At 69.5% G+C, this 17,944-nt stretch carries 16 protein-coding genes; 5 read left to right on the top strand and 11 right to left on the bottom strand.

Features of this window, described 5'->3' with window-relative positions; genetic code table 11:
* Window positions 1–27: 27 nt before the first annotated feature.
* The 4 genes from ABZ803_RS01880 to ABZ803_RS01865 all read right to left on the bottom strand — a co-directional run bounded on the left by ABZ803_RS01880 (window position 28) and on the right by ABZ803_RS01865 (window position 5,186).
* Entirely contained in the window at window positions 28–1,404 is a 1,377-nt protein-coding gene (locus ABZ803_RS01880) for an aromatic ring-hydroxylating dioxygenase subunit alpha (RefSeq protein WP_357031450.1), read from the bottom strand.
* Window positions 1,405–1,433: 29 nt separating this feature from the next.
* Window positions 1,434–2,294: an SDR family oxidoreductase gene (locus ABZ803_RS01875; protein WP_357031447.1), complete on the bottom strand. Its 861-nt coding sequence runs from the start codon at window positions 2,292–2,294 to the stop codon at window positions 1,434–1,436.
* Between the two features lie 7 nt (window positions 2,295–2,301).
* Window positions 2,302–3,897: an SMP-30/gluconolactonase/LRE family protein gene (locus tag ABZ803_RS01870; protein ID WP_357031444.1), complete on the bottom strand. Its 1,596-nt coding sequence runs from the start codon at window positions 3,895–3,897 to the stop codon at window positions 2,302–2,304.
* Between the two features lie 482 nt (window positions 3,898–4,379).
* Window positions 4,380–5,186: a GntR family transcriptional regulator gene (locus tag ABZ803_RS01865; RefSeq protein WP_357031441.1), complete on the bottom strand. Its 807-nt coding sequence runs from the start codon at window positions 5,184–5,186 to the stop codon at window positions 4,380–4,382.
* A 121-nt stretch (window positions 5,187–5,307) separates the two neighbouring features.
* On the opposite strand from ABZ803_RS01865, the gene ABZ803_RS01860 reads away from it, so the two are divergent.
* Genes ABZ803_RS01860 through ABZ803_RS01840 form a run of 5 tightly spaced genes read left to right on the top strand, consistent with a single transcriptional unit; the run spans window position 5,308 to window position 10,558 of the window.
* Window positions 5,308–6,477, top strand: coding sequence for an acyl-CoA dehydrogenase family protein (locus ABZ803_RS01860; RefSeq protein ID WP_357031438.1), 1,170 nt, complete (start codon window positions 5,308–5,310; stop codon window positions 6,475–6,477).
* A 32-nt stretch (window positions 6,478–6,509) separates the two neighbouring features.
* A complete protein-coding gene (locus tag ABZ803_RS01855) occupies window positions 6,510–7,451 on the top strand; it encodes an acyl-CoA dehydrogenase family protein (protein ID WP_357032622.1) in 942 nt (313 codons plus the stop codon).
* Window positions 7,452–7,455: 4 nt separating this feature from the next.
* Complete coding sequence (locus ABZ803_RS01850) at window positions 7,456–8,238, top strand: enoyl-CoA hydratase/isomerase family protein (protein ID WP_357031435.1); 783 nt, start codon at window positions 7,456–7,458, stop codon at window positions 8,236–8,238.
* Window positions 8,235–9,431 (top strand): acyl-CoA dehydrogenase family protein, encoded by a 1,197-nt coding sequence (locus tag ABZ803_RS01845; protein ID WP_357031432.1) that lies wholly within the window; start codon window positions 8,235–8,237, stop codon window positions 9,429–9,431. Before ABZ803_RS01850 ends, ABZ803_RS01845 begins: the two co-directional genes overlap by 4 nt.
* Window positions 9,431–10,558 (top strand): acyl-CoA dehydrogenase family protein, encoded by a 1,128-nt coding sequence (locus tag ABZ803_RS01840; RefSeq protein ID WP_357031429.1) that lies wholly within the window; start codon window positions 9,431–9,433, stop codon window positions 10,556–10,558. Before ABZ803_RS01845 ends, ABZ803_RS01840 begins: the two co-directional genes overlap by 1 nt.
* A gap of 36 nt (window positions 10,559–10,594) precedes the next feature.
* On the opposite strand, the gene bfr is transcribed toward ABZ803_RS01840, so the two are convergent.
* The 7 genes from bfr to ABZ803_RS01805 all read right to left on the bottom strand — a co-directional run bounded on the left by bfr (window position 10,595) and on the right by ABZ803_RS01805 (window position 17,902).
* Window positions 10,595–11,074, bottom strand: coding sequence for a bacterioferritin (gene bfr, locus ABZ803_RS01835; protein ID WP_062967666.1), 480 nt, complete (start codon window positions 11,072–11,074; stop codon window positions 10,595–10,597).
* Between the two features lie 58 nt (window positions 11,075–11,132).
* Window positions 11,133–11,324 carry a (2Fe-2S)-binding protein gene (locus tag ABZ803_RS01830; protein WP_040871767.1) on the bottom strand — a complete coding sequence of 64 codons (192 nt, stop codon included), beginning with the start codon at window positions 11,322–11,324 and terminating at the stop codon, window positions 11,133–11,135.
* A 211-nt stretch (window positions 11,325–11,535) separates the two neighbouring features.
* The gene (locus tag ABZ803_RS01825; protein WP_357031424.1) at window positions 11,536–13,245 is read right to left on the bottom strand and encodes a class I adenylate-forming enzyme family protein; all 1,710 of its coding nucleotides are present in this window, start codon (window positions 13,243–13,245) and stop codon (window positions 11,536–11,538) included.
* Between the two features lie 28 nt (window positions 13,246–13,273).
* Window positions 13,274–14,452, bottom strand: coding sequence for a MaoC family dehydratase N-terminal domain-containing protein (locus ABZ803_RS01820; RefSeq protein ID WP_357031421.1), 1,179 nt, complete (start codon window positions 14,450–14,452; stop codon window positions 13,274–13,276).
* Between the two features lie 28 nt (window positions 14,453–14,480).
* Entirely contained in the window at window positions 14,481–15,464 is a 984-nt protein-coding gene (locus ABZ803_RS01815; protein ID WP_357031418.1) for an MDR family oxidoreductase, read from the bottom strand.
* A 135-nt stretch (window positions 15,465–15,599) separates the two neighbouring features.
* Complete coding sequence (locus ABZ803_RS01810) at window positions 15,600–16,367, bottom strand: SDR family oxidoreductase (RefSeq protein WP_357031415.1); 768 nt, start codon at window positions 16,365–16,367, stop codon at window positions 15,600–15,602.
* Window positions 16,364–17,902, bottom strand: a complete 1,539-nt coding sequence (locus ABZ803_RS01805; RefSeq protein ID WP_357031412.1) for a class I adenylate-forming enzyme family protein — start codon at window positions 17,900–17,902, stop codon at window positions 16,364–16,366. Before ABZ803_RS01805 ends, ABZ803_RS01810 begins: the two co-directional genes overlap by 4 nt.
* Window positions 17,903–17,944: the final 42 nt, after the last annotated feature.

Here is a 17,944-nt window from a genome sequence, read left to right as displayed (position 1 = left end):
CGGTGGCGAACCGGCGGGTCCCGCTCGTCAGGTCAGATCGCGCGGTTCGCCGGTACCCATGTACTCGGCGAGGTTGTGGTGCAGATTCACCACGCTGCGCTCGCGATAGGGGTTGGGTTTCGGCCCGGAGAAGCCGCGGCTCTTCATGCCCTGCTGGACCGCGGCCATATTGGCGAAATCCTGCGGTAGAACGGTCCGCCAGCCGGGGTCGCCGACGGGGGTGTACTCCCACTCGGTTCGCGGCTCCTCGCCCGGCGGGAAGAGTTCGAACACAGCGGCTTCGAAGATGCACTTGTCCGGGTCGTAGCCGTAGGGCCGGAACCGGTAGCACAGCATGTTGTTCAGTGCGTGGCCGATCTGGAAGTTGGGGAAGATCTGCCACGCGGTGCCCGCCTCGGCGACGATATCGGGGTCGACCTTCGGCCAGATCACGCCGCGTGCCTCGTCCTCCGACCGCGCGGTGTCGAGCCAGTAGCGCAGTACTTCGCCTGCCGGGGTGCCCTCGGGTAGTTCGTCGACCAGCCGATTGGCGACGTCGACCAGCGTGCGGGTGGTGTTGGTATTGGCGTTCTCCCAGGTGAAGTTCTGTAGCGTGGCGGTGGAGACGCGCGCGTCCGGACCGCTGCCGACGCGCACCTTGGCCTGGTTCTCCTCCATGCCCTTGGGAGCGTCGTAGCCGATATTGCTGTGCTTGCCCTGCGCGCGCGACCATCCGAGGAAAGTGCCGAAGTTCATGAACTCCGGGTGGGTGTAGGGCACGTGGTAGGTCTCCATGAACGCCTCGAAGGCGACCTTCCAGTTGCAGTCGAAGGTCAGCCACCGCCGCCAGCGGTAGCGCATGTTCTCCAGTTCGAAGTGTTCGAGCAGACCGGCCGCGGGCTCGAGGTACTCCCGCAGCGGTTGCGCGTCGGGGTCCATGTTGATCCAGATCCAACCGCCCCAGGTATCGACCCGCACCCGGTTCAGCCCGTCGTTGCGCTCGGTGAGACCGCAGGACCAATCCTCGCGCTCGGCCGCGAAGGTGTTGCGGCCCTCCAGGTCGTAACGCCACCCGTGGAAACCGCACACGAACTGTTTGCGACTGCCGCGGGCGTCGTGCGCGCCATCCGGGGTGTCGATCAGTGTGCGGCCGCGGTGCGCGCACACGTTGTGGTAAGCCCGGATGGTGTCCGGTGCGGTGCGCACGACGATGATCGAATCGTCGAGGATCTCGTAGGTGAGGAAGTCGCCGACCCGGGGAATCTCCTCGACCCGTTCGACCTGCTGCCACACCTTGGCCCAGAGCTTGTCGCCCTCGGCGCGTGCGTATTCCGCCGAGATGTACGCCTCGACGCCGATCGTCATCGGCGTCGACAACGGTTCGGCGGTCGCGGAAGTCGTTGCCCCGTTTGCCGTTTCGCTCATGACATGCTCCTGGTGATGACTCGGGTGCGTCAGCGGGTGATGGATGCGCGGAAGTTCTCGTCCCCGAGGAACAGCGAGGTGTGGTCATCCCCGAGATGGGTCCATTTGAGGTTCAGGCCGCCGTCCACCAGCAGGGTCTGGCCCGTGACGTAGGTCGACAGATCCGACAGCAGGAACAGGATCGGGCCCGCCTGCTCCTCCGGTCGCCCGCGTCTGCCCATGGCGATGGCCCGGCGGTCGCGCTCGGGATCGTCGTCGACGTAGGTGCCGGAGGCCGGTGTCTCGGTGACGCCCGGCGCGATGGCGTTCACCCGGATGCCGTCCTGGGCCAGCTCCACCGCCAAGGTCCGGGTTGCCGCGACAAGCGCCGCCTTCGCGGTGCCGTAGGCGATATGGAACGGTGCGGTGTTCATGCCGCTGATCGAGGAGAGCGATACCAGCGAACCGGGCCGGCCTTGTGCCTTGAGCTCCGCGGCCACCGCCTGGCTCATGAAGAACATCGTCTCCAGGTTCTGGGCGAACAACGCCCGCCAGTCTTCCCGGGTCACCCGGGTGGCGGGCATCCAGGTGCGCACCGCGGCGCCGCCCGCCACATTGACCAGTCCGTGCAAGTCGCCGGGCACCGAGCGGGCACGCTCGAGCACGGTCGCGACACCCTCATCGGTGCCGACGTCGGCCGCGACGGACAGCACGGAAAGGCCCTCCGCGGCAAGGGGTTCGACATGCGTGGCGAGGTTCTCCTTCGAGCGGCTCACCCCGATCACGGTGGCGCCCGCGCCGGCGATCAGGCGCGTGACGGCGGTGCCGATGCCGCCGCCGCCCGCGCCTGCGACGATGACGACGCGCCCGGTCAGTCCGAAGAAGTCGTGTGTGCGGCCGTTATCGGTCATGGCCGGGTCACGCCTTCCCGCGCAGGGCCAGCACGCTGCCCTCGGCGTCGGCGGAGAGATAGATCGTGCCGTCCGGTCCGGCGGCGAGCCCCGCGAACGGGCCCATGGGTCCGGAGAACGGGGGAGTGCCGCGCAAGGGTTTGGCGACGACGCCGGGCGGCGCGCCGACCGGAAGGTTCGCGGCGAGCGTCTGCCGCGCCTTGGTCTCGAGATCGACGCTGACCAGCGCTTGCAAACCGGCGTCGAGGATCAGTAATTGTCTGCCGCGCACCAGAATTCCCTGCGGCGTCTCCAGTCCGTCCACCACGGTGTCGACGCCGGCGCCGCTGATCGAGACGATCCGCCCGGCTCCGGATTCGGAGATCAGGGGCGTGCCGTCGGGGCCGAACGCGACACCCATCGGGGCGTTGAGCCCGGAGGCCAGAACCTCGACCTGGCCGGACCGGATCGACAGCACCCGGCCCGCGCCGAGTTCCGCGGCCACGATCATCCCGTCCGTGGATGCCGTGACCCCGTAGAGCTGATCGAACCCGTCGGCGACGATCTCGGGCTCCTCGTCCGTGCCCGGGCGGTAGTACGCGATCTGCCCGGTAGAAGTGGCGCACAGGAACTCACCCGATCCGACGGCGCTGACGCCGCGTACATAGCCGGGGTTGCCCGCGCTGAAAAGGGAGGCGACCGTGCGCAATCCGCCGTCACGCAACACGTAGAAGAAGGTGCCGTCGGCGACGTAGAGATTGCCGTCGTGGCCGACGGTCAGGTCCAGCGGCCACAGCAGGCCGCCTTCCAGGACCGGCCGGGTCCGGCCGCCGGTGAGAATCTCGGTGATCTCGCCGGAGAAGTTCGAGACGAACAGGCGGTCGCCGACGAACGTGCAGTTGTCCAATCCGGGATCCAGGCTCGCCAGCACTCGACGGTCCCCGGTGCGTGGGTTGATTCGCAGCACTTCGCCGGTCTGCACCTGGGTGGAGACGATGAAGCCCGCGGAGTCGAACTTGACCGAGTCGGGCACGCCGAGGTCGCCGGCGACTCGTTCGGGCGCACCTCCGTCGGGATCGATCCGCCAGATGTCGTTGGTCCCCATGACCGGGTAGTAGAGGAGACCATCGGGGCCCACCTCCATGGCATTGGGCATCGGCAGGTTGTCTTGCAGGATGCGCGGCGCGCCGCCGTCCAGCGGCAGCTCCATGAGGCGACCGCCGATCCGGCATTCGTTGACGAACAATCGGCCGTTGTGCACCGTGATGCCGTTGGCGCCCGGCAGATCGTCGCGGATCACGCGGGTGCGGCCGTCGGTCCCGCGCATACTGACCCGCGCGTCCATGTACTCGGTGGCGATGAGATTGCCCTCGGGATCGAAGGCCAGGTCGTCGGGGGCGATGATGTCGCTGCCCTTGGCGCTGATGGTCTCGAGGTCGCCGGTGGCGACGTCGAGTGCGCTGATCTGGCTGCCCGCCACCTGGGCGACGTAGATCCGGCCGTCGGCACCCGTCCGCAGGCCGTTCGCACCGAACAGTCGGCTCGGCGGGGTGAGTCGTCGAACGCTCCACCCCTCGGCGAGGGTTATCGGTGTGGTGGTGCTGTAGCGCGCCCCTCGAGTCAAGGCGGGGCCTCCCATGCGATGAGAAAGTTCGATATCTACTGACACAGCCCGGCCCGGCGGTCCGGGCGACGGGAATCCGGCACCCACGTGGGGCGGGCCGTGTGTCGTGGGCCACGCTACTTCAATCCTCGTAAGGATAGCAATACTTGATTGGTTGACTGCCTCTGAGTAGGTTCGCATCAAGGGTTGACGAGCGTCATCGGAGCGTCGCCGCCGAGCGCCTCGCTACGACCACGTCAGGGCTGAAGGCGCTGTGCGTCATAATTTTCCGCTCGACGGAAGGCCCCGGCGATGGGTCGGCTGGCGGATGGACGCTCTGCGGCCGACCGGAGGGGGCGCTACCTGGCCCTACCGGGTTCTTGCAACCCGATTTCACGCTGTGAAAACGCCATTATCGTACAGCGGGTAAGGTGATGCGCAACCGACTTGCTCTTGCCCGGGCGGAGGCGGGGTGAGGTGCGCGAGACGGCGGCTCGGCGAACTCAGATCTGCGAGCGCAGACCCGACTGGATCGCCAGCCGCGCACCGGCGGACGAAGCGTTCACCACTCCGTCGTCGAACCGCTGCAACACGATTGTCTGGGTGGCGGCGAGATGGGTGCGGTACAGGCGTTCGGCTTCGGCGGCCCGTCCCTCCGCGATCTCGCGGGTGATGCGGCGATGGGTGCGCACGGCTTCGGTCGACTCGGCCTCGGAGGGGTATTCCCCGCGCCGGGTCAGCGCCTCCGCCCACGCCTCCTCCTGTGCCGACCACAGCGTGACCAGCGTGCTCACGACGTAGCGAATGGTCAGGTTCGGGGTGAACGAGACGATCAGGTCGTGGAATTCGCGAGCGGTGTGGGTGAAGGCGACGCCGTCGTCGATGAGCTCGGCCGACTTCTCGACGTTCTCCGTGAGCGCGGGGACGACGGTCTCGGCGCGGTCGGGCCGCTCGGCGCAGGCGGCCGCGCACTGCGGTTCCAGCGTGCGCAGGCCAGCGGCGAGGTCGCCGAGGGTGACGCGCGCACCTTGCAGGGCCAGGCCGAGGTGATACGCCGCCGACGTCTCATCGGGCCGGTGCACTTCGGCGCCCCCCACATTGCCCCGGCGGACGGTGACGAGGCCCTCGGTCTCCAGGATGCGCAGCGCCTCGCGGATCGAGGGATAGCTCACCCCGAAGTCCTGGACCAGCTGATCCTGGGTGGGAAGCCGATAGTTCTCGTCGCCGGCCAGGATTCGAGTGCGCAGCTCCGCGGCGACGGTCTCCGCGATACGACGCTGCGGGACCCGGCCGCGTTTGGCGGCCGTCATGCGGTCCACCTCTGGTTGGTCCTCACCGGGCACGCCTTTCCGTCATGGCGGCAGTGTAGTCACCGCGCAATGACCATACAAATATTGCTATCCTTATGAGGATTGAAGTACTGTGCGCCACATGGACTTCACTATGGGTGAGGCCGCCACCCGCCTCCGGGGTGAACTACGGCGGCTGATTGCCGAGGAGGTCCCCGCCGACTACCTCGGCGCGTTCACCGACGATCCGGCCGATCTGGCTGTCGCACAGCGTTTCTGCCGGGTGCTGGCCGAGCGGGGCCTGCTGTGCGCGGCTTGGCCCGCGCAGTTCGGTGGCCGCGGCGCTTCGGTGTGGGAGCAGACCGTGGTCCGCGAGGAGATGTGGGCGCACCACGAACCTCGCGGGGCGCAATACATGGGCGTCAACTGGGTGGGCCCGACGATCATGCGGCACGGCACGGCCGAACAGCAGCGCGAGCACCTGCCGCCGATCGCGCGCGGTGAGACGATCTGGTGCCAGGGCTTCAGCGAGCCGGACTCCGGGTCCGACCTGGCCTCCTTGCGGACCACCGCTCGCCGCGACGGCGAGGGCTGGCGTATCTCCGGCCAGAAGATCTGGACCTCCTACGCCACCATGGCGCAGTGGTGTTTCCTGCTCGCGCGCACCGCGACCAGGGCGCGGAAACAGCAAGGGCTCACCGTCTTCCTGGTGCCGATGTCCGATTCGGGGATCGAGGTCCGGCCGATCCGGTCCATGCTCGGCCCGCACCACCTCAACGAGGTCTTCTTCGACGGGGTGCGCGTGACGGAAGCCGACGTGCTCGGCCGGGTCGACGAGGGTTGGTCGGTGGTGCAGGAGGTGCTCGCGTTCGAACGGGTCGGCATCGCCCGCTACGCGCGCTGTGAGCGGCTGTTGCAGGCCGCGCCCGATGTTCTCGGCCCGCGGTGGGAGACGGTTCCGGCCGAATTGCGCGGTCGCTGGGCCCGCATGCTCACCCGGGCACGGCGGGCGCGGCTGCTGGCGTATCAGGTGGTCGCGATGCAGAGCGCCGGGCGGGTCGCACCGGGTGACGCCGCGGCCTACCGCATCGCGGTGACCCGGCTCGACCAGGAAAGCGCGAGTGTTCTGGCCGAACTCGCCGCGTTCGCGGGCTCGGAAGACGAGCGCGGGCACCGATTCCGGCGCGCGGTGGACGACCATTGGCGATACGCGAATGCCGCCACGGTCGCCTCCGGCAGTATCGAGATGCAGAAGATCCTGCTGGCGCGCTCGTTGCTGAGCGGGCCGCGCCGGGCGGGGGAGGCCGCGTGACCGCCGCGTCGTTCCCGGCGGGCGGCCGGGCGATGACCATCGAACTGTGCGCCGAGGCAACGGAATACGGCAAGCAGGCCGTGCGCGCGTTGCGCGCGGCAGGCGGCGACGAGCTGGTGCGGTGGGCCGAGCGCGAGCCCGCGCGCCGCGCGCTCGTCGCGACGGTGCTCGGCGAACTCGGCGCGTGGGAGCTGGAGCCGCGGCGCGATCCGGTCGAACTGGAAGCGGCCGCGGCGCTGTGCCGCAGCACCGGCTACTGGGCCACGCCCTATCCGGTCGCGGAGCGGCTGGCCCGCCCCGTCGACTCGGACGTCGACGGGTTGGTGGTGGTGTCGGATGACGAGCCCGCCGCGGCGGTCGCGCATCTCGACCTGCGCTGGGCGGCGGTGACCTTGGATGGTTCCCGAGGCTCGGTGGTGGTGCGACCACCGGGTGCGTCCGCGCGTGAGTCGGCGTTCGTGACGGCGCTGGAGGTGTCGCCGGTGGACACCGGGGGCGGCGCAGACCTGGCGTTGGCGCTGGTGCTGCCGTGCTGGACCCTGCTCGGCATGCTCGACCGCGCCGTCGAACTCACCCGTGCCCACGTGCTGGTCCGGGAGCAGTTCGGAAAACCGCTGGCCGAGTTCCAGTCGGTGCAGTTCCAGTTGACCGACGCCGAGGTCGAACGGCGCGGCGTGGACATGCTCGCCCGCTACGCGTTGTGGAGCATTCAAGCCGAGCACGGCGATGCGCTGATCGACGCGCTGGCTCTGCGTTCCGCGACCCTCGAGGCGGCCGAGGCCGTGTTCCGCGTCGCCCACCAATTGCACGGCGCCCTCGGCTTCTGCGACGAGTCGCCGCTGTCCTGGCTGTCGCGTTACAGCCTGCCGTTGCGCCGACTTCCGCTCGGCTCGGTCGCCACCGAGGATCTGCTGGCCCGGCTGGCCGGCCGTCGCGGCCTGACCGGTTTGTTCTCCGATCCAGGGGAAGGGTGACGCCATGCGCTACGACCTGCCCGATGTGCTGACCGTGGCCTGCGAAGGGCCCGTCCGTATCGTCGTCATCGACCGTCCCGACGAGCTCAACGCGGTGAACGCCGAGTTGCACCGAGCGCTGGCCGGGGTGTGGCGGCAGCTGGCCGCGGACCGGGAGGCCGCAGTCGTGATCCTCACCGGTTCCGGCCGGGCCTTCAGCGCGGGTGGCGACCTGGACTGGATCAGCTCCTTCTCGGACGACCCGGTCGCGCGGGACGAGAGCATTCGCGAAGGCGCTCAGATCATCGAGGAGATGCTGCGCTTCCCGCTGCCGGTGATCGCCGCGGTGAACGGCGCGGCGATGGGGCTCGGCGCCGGCCTGGCGGTGCTGTGCGACGTCGTGCTGATGTCGGATCGCGCCTACCTGGCCGACCCGCACGTGGCGGTCGGGCTGGTCGCCGGGGACGGCGGCGCCGCGTTCTGGCCGCTGCTGACCCCGATCCTGCGGACGCGGGAATTCCTGTACACCGGCGACCGGATCGATGCCGCCACCGCCGTCGAGGTCGGACTGGCGTCGCGGGTCGTCGCCGCGGACGAATTGCTCGACGAGGCCAGGAAACTGGCCGTCCGGTTGGCCGCCCTGCCGCCGGAGGCGCTGCGCAGCACGAAACGGGTGGTGAACATGTACCTGTCCCAGGCGCTCGCTGGTCCGCTGCAAGCCGGTTTCGCCGCCGAGGTGGTCACCATGCGGTCACCGGAACACCGGGACCGGCTGCGGGCGTTGCGACAGCGGGCGCGGGCGCGGTGACCGGGCACGACCTCGACGGGTTCCGCGACGAGGTCCGGGACTGGTGCCGCGCGCACGTGCCCGCCGATTGGCGGCGGTCGCAGACCGGCCCCACGGACGGGGAATTCGTCCGTTTCCAGCACGAGTGGTTCCAGCAGCTGCGCCGTGCGGGATACGTGGTGCCGCATTGGCCGCGCGAATACGGCGGCGGCATGTCGCTCCCGGAACAGATCGTGCTGTATCAGGAACTCGCCGCCCACGACGCACCGCGACTGGTGCTGGCCTTCGTGGCCGTTCACCACGCGGCCGCCACCTTGCTGGCGGCGGGGACCGACGAGCAGCGGCGGCGGCATCTCCCCGCGATCCTGGACGGCGAGATCTGGGTACAAGGCTTCTCCGAACCCGGCGCCGGATCCGATCTGGCCGCATTGCGGACCAGCGCCCGCCGAGACGGTGACGGCTATGTCGTGACCGGGCAGAAAGTGTGGGCCAGCGGTGCGCAATACGCGGACTGGTGCCTGCTGCTGGCCCGTACCGACCCCGGCACCCCGAAGCGGCGCGGCATCTCGTACTTCCTGCTGGACATGCGCAGCCCCGGCATCCAGGTACGCCCGATCCGGCAGGCCACCGGGGAATCGCACTTCTGCGAGATCTTCCTGGACGAGGTGCGGATCCCGGCGGACGGGCTGGTCGGCGCGGAGCACGAGGGTTGGCAGGTGGCGCAGCAGACGCTGGGCGCCGAGCGTGGCCTGACCATGCTGGAGCTGGCCGAACGGCTCGGCAACGCCGGATTCCGGTGGCTCGTCGAAGCGTGCGAGCGAGTCGATCCCGGTGGGCGGCGCGCGGTCGACGACGCGGTCGTGGCCGATCGGCTGGCCGCGCTGGAGATCGAGATCTTCGGATTGCGCGCATTGTGCCGCGACTTGGTGGAGCGGCACGAGGCGGGCGTCGCCGGCCCGGCCGACGCTTCGGTGGTGAAGCTGTACTACAGCGAATTGTTGCAGCGGATGACGGATTTCGGCACGGAGGTCGGGGGACTGGCCGCGCACACGACGCTGCGCAAACCGATGTCCAGCGGCTGGGAGTCGGGCGCCTGGGTGCTCGACTTCGTCGGCTCCTGGGAATGGACTATTCCGGGTGGCACCAGCGAGATCCAGCGCACCATCATCGCGGAGCGCGGCCTGGGCCTGCCCCGGGAACCGACGGGAACATGATGAGCGACGAATTCGCCGAGATCCACGACGAGCTGCGCGCGGTGGCGCGCGACCTGCTCGGCGAAGCCGATTCCGAATCGGCGGTCGACTGGTCGCCGATCGCTCGATCCGGATGGCTCGGTCTGGAGGCGCCCGCCGAATTCGACGGTGCCGGAGCGACTTTCGCCGAGGTCGCCGTGGTGCTCCGAGAAGTGGGCCGAGCCGTCGCCCGTAGTGCCTATCCGTCGGTGGCGGCGCTCGCCGTGGGCGCGCTCGCCTTGCTCGAGCCGAATCCGCAACGGGACGAGTTGTTTCGCGGCACCGTCGCCGGTGCGGTGGTCCCGATTGTCGCGCTTGCGGGGGAGCGGCGGGCCGGCGCCGAGTCGTCAGGTGCGGTCTCCGCACACGCCGATCGCATGCTCGTGGAATCGCCGTTCCGGCTGGTGACCGGTACCGGCGGCCTGCGTCTGCACGGTTGCGCCGACTTCGTGCTCGACGCGCCCGGGGCGGACCGGCTGCTCGTTCCCGCCCGCGATCCCGGCGGCGAGATCGTGCTCGCGGCAGTCGAATCCGGTGCGCCCGGGTCGGTCGTCATCGCGCGACCGGTGGTCGACGCGACCCGCAGCCTCGGGCGCGTGACCGCCGACGACGTCGCGGTGGCGCCGGCGGCGGTGTGGCGATTCCGTGGCGACGGAGAGCGCGCCCTGCGGCGGTTGTACGACCGGGCGGCGGTCGCGATGGCCTGCGACAGCCTCGGGCTGAGCGAAGCCATGCTCGAGGCCACCGTCGGCTATGCCGGGGTGCGCGAGCAGTTCGGCCGTCCGATCGGTTCCTTCCAGGCCGTCAAACACGCCTGCGCGGACATGCTGGTGCAGGTCACGGTGGCCCGGCAGGTGGTAGCGGCTGCCGTCCGGGCCCAGGCGACGTCGGCGCAGGACGCGGGCGACGTGGCGTCGATGGCCAAGGCGTTGAGCACCGAGACGGCGGTGCGGGTGGCGGGGAAGGCCATGCAACTGCACGGCGGCATGGGCTACACCTGGGAAAGCGGGATCCACGCGTACCTGAAGCGGGCCACGCTCGATCGTTCCCTCTTCGGTACGCCCGCCGAGCATCGGAAACGACTGGCCCGGCGATACGCCTCGGCGTAGCGCCGGGCAGCCGTGCGCAGGCGCCCGGAGACCGGGTCAGTCCTCCGGGGTCTCGGTGAAGCGCTGGAGGTACAGCGGCTCGCCCAGCTTCTCCACCAGATCGAGTTCGGTCTCCAGGTAGTCGACGTGCTGCTCCTCGTCTTCGAGGATGTGCTCGAAGATGCGAGCCGAGGTCACGTCGCCGCGCGACCGCATCAACTCGATGCCCCGGCGAAGCCGCTCGACCGCTTCCAGCTCGATCTGCAGGTCGGCCCGCAATTGCTCCGGCACGCTCTGCCCGATGCGCAACGGATTGAGCTTCTGGTAGTTCGGCAGGCCGTCCAGGAAGAGGATCCGGTCGGTGAGGAGTTCGGCATGCTTCATCTCATCGATGGACTCGTGCCGAGTGTGCCGCGCCAGCTTGGTAAAGCCCCAGTTCTCCTGCATCTTGGCGTGCAGGAAGTACTGGTTGATCGCCGTGAGTTCGGCCGTCAGTTGCTCGTTGAGCAACGCCACGATGTCCTTGTCGCCGTCCATAGCTGCGATCGTGGCACAGATTGTGCGCAGCGGCAGGCAGACCGCCTGGTGTGTCGGATCAGGCGGCCGAGGGCTGCGCTTCGGTCGTCGCGCGGGCGCGGCCGATGACCTCGGCCAATCGCGCCGTGCAACTGCCGCAGCCGGGCTTCCAGCCGCAGGCGTTCTTCACTTGGCGGACACTGTCGGCCCCGGCCGCGACGCAGGTGTGCACGTCACCTTCGGACAGCGCGTTACAGATGCACACGTACATGAAGCCTCACAGCCAGGGTCACCGTTTCGATGAGGTTAGCCTCGACTAACGAGGTAAGCCTCCCCTAATGTATAGCATCCGGGATTGGTCGTGTGAAGCCCGGGTGGGTGCGGTGTCGCCGTGTCCGGTGTCGCCGGGCGGAGCGACTTCGGGACGGTCGGCGCGGCAGTGGACGAACTGGACGGGCGAAGCGTCGGCAGGGCCCGTGGCGCTAGCTGTCGGCCAGCCGTTTCGCCGCCAGCTGCCGCAGGTCGCTGGACTTGATCTTCGCACTGCCGGTGAGCGCGATGTCCTCCTCGGCGAACAACAGCACCTGTCGCGGCACCTTGTAGCTGGCCAGCCGCTCGCGCAGGAACGCGCGGACCGCGTCGGCGTCCACGGTCGCGTGCGCGTGCGGCACCACACACGTCACCACGACCTCGCCGAGCGTCTCGTGCGGTACGCCGACGGTGCGTGCGACCTTGACACCCGGGAAGCCGGCCAACGCCTCGTCGACCTCCAGCGGGGAGACATTCGCGCCGCCGGTCTTGATGATGTCGGTCAACCGCCCCTCCCAGTACAGCCGGTCCGCGTCATCGAGGTAGCCGCCGTCGCCGGTGTGGAAGTAGCCGTCGACGTCGAGCGTCTCGTCCAATGCGGTGCCGAGATAGCCGAGCATGAGCGTCGGCCCTTTGACGCAGATCTCGCCGCGCTCGCCGCGCGCCGCGACCGCGCCGGTGAGCGGGTCGACGATCTTGACGGTGTTGCCCGGCAACGGCTTGCCGCTGCTGCCCGCGATCTCGTCCTCGGGTGTGTCGGCCGGAAAACAGGTGGTGATGGTGAAGGTTTCGGTGTTGCCGTAAGCGTGCCCTGGCTCGGTCCAGGTGGTCGACACGCGAGGGTGCCGTGCCGCGGGCGTCTTCACGTCCACGAATCGCAGGCTGCTCAGGTCGGTCGTCGACCAGTTGGGCGCGCCTTCCAGTTGCGCCCACTGGTGCGGCCACGCGACCGGGAAGTTCACTCGCTCGGCCCGCATCAACTCCAGCGCCTCGGCGGCGTCGAAGGTCGATTGCAGCACCAGGCTGCCGCCCGCGGCCAGGGTGGCGCCGAGCGCTTGGCCGAAGTTGCCGGACCAGAAGAAACCGTTGGCGGTCCAGCAGCGCACGTGGTCGTCCGGGCCGAACCCGAACATGCGCCGGAACCGCCACATCTGGATGGCGACGCCGCGGTGCGCGCTGCGGATGCCTTTCGGCTTGCTGGTGGTTCCCGACGAGAAGAACAGCACAGCGGTATCCGCGGGTCGCACCGTAGCGGCCGTCGCCTCGATCAGTTCGTGTGCTTCGGAGTGCCCGCGAGCAAGGAACGTGTGCCAGGAGTCGATCGCCGCATCGGGCACCGGTTCGCCGACCATCGCGAGATGACGGAGGAACGGGTAGGCCGTCGAGCGCAGCGCGCCCGGCGCGGCGGTGCCGACGGCGGGTTCCAGTCCGGTCAGCACCTCGGCGAAATCCTTGTTCGCCACCGACCTTTCGAACAGCAGCATCGAGACGCCGGACAGCCGTAGCAGGTGGTCGAGTTCCGCGGGGCTGGAAAAGGTGCTGAGGGCGACGGCCACCCCGCCGGCCAGCGACACGCCGAACACGGCGGAGAGCCACTCCGGCCGGTTGGTCATCAGCACGCCGACCCGGCTGTCCTTACCGATCCCGCAGGCGCGCAGAGCGCGCGCCACTTCGGTGGCGCGCTCCCACAACTCGGCATAGCTCCAGCGGACGACGCCGGTGCCGGTGTGCGCGACGAGCGCCTCGCGGTCGCCGTACCCGCGGGTGACTTCGCGCAGGAAGCCGGGCAGGGTGAGCGGTCCGAGACCCGGCTCTTCGGACAGCGGCGGCCCGGTGGCGATGGCCACGGCGGGCGCGAGGACGTCGTCGGTGTCGGTGGGCATCGTCTCTCCCGTTTCTTTCCGGTGGCCGTCAGTACGGAAGCTCGACCTCGGCCGTGCAGTCCACCAGCACGCCGAAGTCCTGATTGGTCAGCCGCAGTTTCACCTGCACGAGCGGTACGCCCCAGACCGAATCCGCTTCCTTGCCGATGATCTCGGCGTCGAAGTAGGTCACGTCGCCCTCGAAAGCGGGCAGGCGGAAGTCCGCCTTGCTGTGGCGGAGGATGCCGTCGTGCCCGGCCCAGTAGGAGAGGTAGTCGGTGCACCAGGCGCCCATGGTGGCGCCGTAGCCATAGGCCCGCGCCATCCCGACCTCGCCCGCCTTATCGGCGTCGATGTGCCCACGGGAGGGGCCGACGTACAGGCCGTCGCGCTTGCGCGGGTCGATGCGCGCGCCCTCTTCGTCGAAGCCGAACCCTTCGGTCCAGCCCGGATCCTGGTTGACCCAGGGATCGTCGATGCCCGTCGGCGCGGTCCAGTGAAATGTGCCCCAGATGTTGAACAAGAAGGCGCGGTACTCGGTGGTGAAGCCGGCGATGGTGTGCGGGCCGATCACCCGGCGCGGCAGCCGGTCCCCGACCTTCACTTCGTCGAAGCGCGGCGAGACCCCGGCGCGGTTGGTCAGGATCCACTCGTGCCGCAGCGACTCGATCTCGGCCAGTTCGGCGGCGGTCCAGGCCCGCACCGCGCCGAGCCGACTGTCGTACATGCCCCGCTTGTTGGCCTCCGACGCCAGATAGCGGATGGCGGTGGACCTTTCGCGGGCGACCAGCACGCCGTGCTGATTGCGGTGGACGGTGTCGCCGCGGGAGAACATCGTCGGCCCGGCGAACTTCGTCTCCACCACCTTGTAATCGTGGAATCGCCGGTCCTGGAACAGGGTGTCGCCGGGGCGCACCGGGCAGCCGTAGAACCACCATTCCTCGCCGCCGAAGATCAGGTGGCTGCCGGGGATGTGGCCGACGCAGGCGGGCTGTGCGCCGTGCCCGTAATCCAATGCGACCGCGATGGATTGGGGCGCCACGATTCCGCCGTATCGCGATTCGCGAGCGAATTCCTGGTCCCAATGCAGCGGATTCGGATAATCCATCGCCATCACCCAGCGGCGGATGTCGGAAGAACTGCAAGGGTCCCACAGTTGGCCGCCGCCCACCGGCTTGCCGACCCGGTGGTCGACGTCGGAGAGATCGAGTTCCACAGTCGATTTCATCGATTTCCTGGTCACGGGATGCTCCTGATCAACGATTCACATCGACGACGATCCGGCCGCGCACGGCACCGTCGACGAGCCGGCCGGCCGCGGTGGCGGCCTCGCCGAGGGGGATCTCCTGGGCGATGCTGTCCAGGGCGGCCGGGTCCAGGTCACGGGCGAGCCGCGCCCAGGCGTCGAGGCGCCGCTGCTTGGGCGCCATCACGCTGTCGATGCCGAACAACGTGACCCCGCGCAGGATGAACGGGGCGACCGTGGCGGGGAAGTCCATGCCCTGGGCCAGGCCGCAGGCGGCCACCGCTCCGCCGTACCGGGTCTGGGCGCACACATTGGCGAGCGTGTGACTGCCGACGGTGTCGACCACACCTGCCCAGCGCTCCTTCTGCAGCGGCTTGCCGCGCTCGGCCAGCTCGGCGCGATCCACCACGGTGCCCGCGCCCAGTTGCTGGAGGTAGGCGGTCTCGGCGGTCTTGCCGGTGGCGGCCGCGACGGCGAACCCTGCTCTGCTCAGCAGCGCGATGGCGATGCTGCCCACGCCGCCGGTCGCGCCGGTCACCAGGATCTCGCCTCGGTCGGGCCGAACGCCGTGGCGCAGCAGCGCTTCGACGCACAGGCTCGCGGTGTATCCGGCGGTGCCGATCGCCATCGCTTGGCGCGCGGTGAACTCCGCGGGCCGGGGCACCAGCCAGTCGCCGTTCACGCGGGCCCGCTGCGCGAGGCCGCCCCAATGCGATTCTCCGACGCCCCAGCCGTTGAGGATCACGTCGTCGCCCGCCGACCAATCCGCGTGGCTGCTCTCGGTGACGACACCGGCGAAGTCGATGCCGGGCACCATCGGGAACGCCCGCACGACGGGAGACTTTCCGGTGATCGCCAGGGCGTCTTTGTAATTGAGGGTGGAGTAGGCGACCTCGACGGTGACATCCCCCTCCGGCAGCGTCGCTGCGTCCACGTTCGTCAGCGTGACCTTCGGTCCCGTCTCGCCCTTCTCGATCAGAACTGCGGCAAACATGCGGGATAATTCCCTTCCTAGAACGGGCTGGCAATTTGAGCGTATGTACGTTTTCGATTTGGAGAATTAGATTCTCATAGGCGTTGTCATGCTTTCACCGTGAGAATCGGGTGTCAACGTGGAATCACCGCTCGTTCATCGAGCGGTCCAGCCGCCGTCGACGACGACGGTCTGTCCGGTGACGTACCGGGCGGCGTCACCGGCCAGCCAGACGACGGCCCCGACGATGTCCTCGGCCCGCGCCTCGGTCGGCAGGGGGGTGTTGCGGCGCAGGTAAGCGGCGCCGCGCTCGTCGTCATAGAGGGTGTCGGTGATCTCGCTGCGGAAGAAGCCGGGCGCGACGGTGTTCACCCGGATCGAATGCCGCGCCCATTGCACGGCGAGTTCGGCGGTGAGCCCGGACAGCCCCGCCTTGCTCGCGGCGTAGGACGCTTGCGGGATGCCGGGCACGCCGACCCGGCCGCTGATGGAGGAGACGTTGACGATCGAGCCGCGACCCACCGTGCGCATGTGCGGGAACACCGCTTGGGCGAGCAGGAACGGCGCCGCGAGGTTGAGTTCCAGGGTCCGGTGCACGGCATCGAGCGGCTCGGATTCGGCGCGCTCGGTGGTGAACCGGTTCCCCGCCGCGTTGACCAGGATCTCCGGCGGTCCCAGCCCGTCGGCCACCGTGGTGACCACGGCGCCGATGCTCTGCGGCTCGGTCAGGTCGCACACCACGGGGAGCCCGTCGATGCGCCCGGCGAGCTCGGTCAGCCGGTCGGCGCGCCGGGCCGCGACCGCGACGCGGGCCCCGAGCGAGGCCAGCGTTTCCGCGACCGCGGCGCCGAGCCCGGAGGACGCTCCGGTCACGATCGCCACCCGGCCGTCGAGGTCGAACAGACGCGGGGCGCGCGCGGTCACGGCTGCTCCCGCGTCGTGTGCCGCGCGGCGCTCGCCAGTTCGGTGAGCCGCGTTCGCTCGATCTTGCCCATGGCGTTCACCGGCAGTGCGTCCACCCGGGTCCAGAACTCCGGCACCTTGTATCCGGCCAGCTCGCGTCGGCACAATCGCGCCAGGGCGTCGAGATCCACTGCGGGATCCGCGCTTTCGATCACCGCCGCGACTCTCTGGCCGAGCCGCTCGTCCGGCACCGGGCACACCGCGACCTTGGCCACGCCGGGGTGCGTCGCGATGACCCGCTCCACCTCCTGTGGGTAGACGTTCGCCCCGCCCCGGATGATGACCATCTTCTTGCGGTCCAGGACCGACAGCCTGCCTTCGGCGTCGACGGTGCCGACATCGCCGGTGGGGAGCGGTCCGGGTGGCGGCGGTCGCACCGCATCGCGCTCCCGGTAGCCCAGCATCGGCGTCCAGCATCGGGCCCACGGGCCGGTGGCGGCCGCCTCCAGCCGCAGCTCGCCGAGCGAACCGGACGGTAGCCTGCGGCCCGCGTCGTCGTAGGCGGCGACGTCGTAGTGCGGCAGCACCCGGCCGCTGGCCCCGGGGAACCATTCGTCGCCGGGTGGGTCGATCGAGACCACCGTCGGCGCCTCGGTGAGACCGTAGGTGGCGCGGGGCACCGGCCCGTGCGCGTCGGCGAACGCCGCGCGAACCGAGTCGGGCGTATCGCTGCCGCCGCTCCAGACTTCGCGCAACGAGCCGAGATCGAGCCCCGGCCTGCGCGCGAGGTCGTAGAGCTGCGCGGGTGCTCCGTTCCAGACCGTGACGCGATGCTCGGCGATCCAGTCGGCCACCCCGTCGGCATCGCGGCGGTCCATGACGACCGAGCAGCCGCGGGCCTGCGCGGTGAGCAGGGTGGACAGGACCATCAGATTGAGGATCGTCAGCGGGAAGCTGTCGCCCTTACGCAGATCGGGCCCCCAGCCTCGAGTGGCCGTCAGCACGGCGCCGGGCAGCAGGAGGTTGCGCTGGCTGTGCACCACGGCCTTCGGCTGTCCGGAGGTGCCGCTGGTGAAGGCGATTGCGGCCGGAGCATCGATGTCGTGCTCCACCCGTGGCGCGGGTGCCGCGCGATCCAGCAGTGCCGCCCAATGATCGGGGTCGACCGTACCGGGCGAGTCCACCCGGCAGCGGGATCCGGCGAGTACGACTGCCGGTTCGCACAGGTCGTGCAGGCGCTGCTGTTCGGTCGCGGTCAGCGCCTCGCCGATGCCCGCCCATACCGCACCGATGCGTTGCGCGCCGTGGAAGGCGGCGACGATGTCCAGATCGTTGGGGAGGCAGGCCGCGACGCGATCGCCGGGGCGCACGCCGAGCGCCCAGAGGGCGCCGGCCGCGCGGTGGGCGTGATCGTCGAGTTCGACGTAGGTCCACGCGCCGGAAGCGGCCTCCACCGCCGTGGCGTCGGGGTGGGAGCCGAGCGCGGCGTCCAGTACCTCGGCGATCGGGCGGAGGGCACGCCGAGGGGGTGGGGCGTCAGCGTTGAAATCGTCCACAGCATCCTTGATATCACTATCCTTGCAAAGATTCATCAGATA

The organism is Nocardia sp. NPDC047648, from assembly GCF_040642815.1.
GTDB classification, from domain to species: Bacteria; Actinomycetota; Actinomycetes; order Mycobacteriales; family Mycobacteriaceae; genus Nocardia; species Nocardia gamkensis.
Note: the sequence above shows the minus strand (reverse complement) of the source record. Positions and strands in the feature narration are given on the sequence as shown.